Source organism: Candidatus Amarolinea aalborgensis, assembly GCF_900491745.1.
Classification (GTDB): Bacteria; Chloroflexota; Anaerolineae; order SSC4; family Amarolineaceae; genus Amarolinea; species Amarolinea aalborgensis.
The window spans coordinates 1-1,562 of record NZ_UETR01000079.1 but is presented as its reverse complement, the minus strand read 5'-3'; the positions used below and the strand labels follow the sequence as shown (position 1 = coordinate 1,562).

Below are 1,562 nucleotides of genomic sequence, written 5' to 3'. Positions count from 1 at the left end.
GGCGAACTACTGCGTCTCAACCAGCTGGCGCCGGATCCCGCCGCCAGGGAACTGAGCAGCCGGCAACTGCGCCTATTCGACAAAGGAGATGCGTGATGCGCCTTGCCTGTATCGTCGAGGGTCACGGAGATGTGGAAGCAGTCCCGATCCTTCTACGTCGTCTGGCAAGCACCTTCGATCCGGCCCTCGATCTGCAGGTCGAACAACCGATCCGTATTACCAAGAACAAGCTCCTGCAGACCGGAGAACTGGAGCGGGCGGTCGAACTGGCGGCGCGCAAGGTCGGCGGCGCTGGCGCCATCCTGATTCTGTTGGATAGCGACGAGGACTGCCCTGCCGTGTTGGGGCCAGACCTGCTCGGTCGTGCACGCGCCGTGCGTCGAGATGTTCCGATCTCGGTGGTTTTAGCCAAACAGGAGTTCGAGGCGTGGTTCCTGGCGGCCGCCGAGTCGCTGGCTGGCCGCCGTGGTCTGCGAATAGAGTTGGAGCCGCCTGCTCAACCCGAAAGTGTGCGTGGCGCCAAGGAATGGCTGGCTGATCACATGATCGGCAACGGTCATTACGTCGAAACCCTGGATCAACCGGCGCTGGCCGCGGTTTTCGACCTGGCCGCGGCGCGTCGAGCCGATTCGTTCGACAAATGCTGGCGTGAGATGAATCGGCTGATCACGGAGATCACTATCCGGCCAACGACTCCTCCGCCGCCAAGTCAACCTGCTGATGAGCACGAGTAAGTCATGATGATCCATACATTGTTCATAATGGTTCATAACTCCCTAAGACGTGCCAATAGATCGGGACATCGCCATGCCCACCAGCCGTAAAAAACTGATCGAAGTCGCCCTGCCGCTGGAGGCGATCAATGTCGCCAGCGCGCGAGAGAAATCCATTCGCCACGGCCACCCGTCCACCCTGCACCTGTGGTGGGCGCGGCGACCACTGGCCGCGGCGCGCGCGGTGATCTTCAGCCAGATGGTGGACGACCCCTCGGCCCACCCAGAGCGCTTCCCCACGGAGAAGGCGCAAGAAGTCGAGCGCCAGCGGCTTTTCCGCTTGATCGAGCAGCTCGTGCTGTGGGAGAACACGACGAACGAGGAGGTGCTCAACCAGGCTCGCGATGAGATCTGGAAGTCATGGCGTGTGACCTGCGCGGACAACCGCGATCATCCGCGTGCCGCCGAGCTATTCAACCCCGACAAGCTGCCTGCTTTCCATGATCCGTTCGCCGGCGGCGGCGCGCTGCCGCTGGAAGCGCAGCGGCTGGGGTTGGAAGCCTACGCCAGCGATCTGAACCCTGTGGCGGTGCTGATCAACAAGGCGATGATTGAGATCCCGCCCAAGTTCGCGGGCCGGCCTCCAGTGAACCCCGAAGCGCGCAAAGAGAGCCGGTTACTTGCCCAGACCTGGCGCGGCGCCCAGGGCCTGGCGGAGGATGTGCGCTACTACGGGAAGTGGATGCGCGATGAGGCCGAGAAGCGCATCGGCCACCTGTACCCGAAGATCGAGATCACGCGGGAGATGGCGCAGGAGCGGCCCGACCTGAAGCCCCTCGTGGGCCAGAA

General features: G+C 63.0%; 2 protein-coding genes. Both read left to right on the top strand.

Annotation, left to right across the window (positions count from 1 at the left end):
- Positions 1-95 precede the first annotated feature (95 nt).
- On the top strand, positions 96-734 hold the full coding sequence (locus ACPQ6D_RS23770) for a DUF4276 family protein (RefSeq protein WP_423226837.1): 639 nt from the start codon (positions 96-98) through the stop codon (positions 732-734).
- 73 nt (positions 735-807) lie between these two features.
- On the top strand, positions 808-1,562 hold a 755-nt coding region (locus ACPQ6D_RS23765; protein WP_423226836.1), incomplete at its 3' end, for a DUF1156 domain-containing protein.

Excerpts from the sequence above, each read along its gene's own strand:
- ACPQ6D_RS23770 (WP_423226837.1), top strand. The coding sequence starts at position 96 with ATGCGCCTTGCCTGTATCGTCGAGGGTCACGGAGATGTGGAAGCAGTC.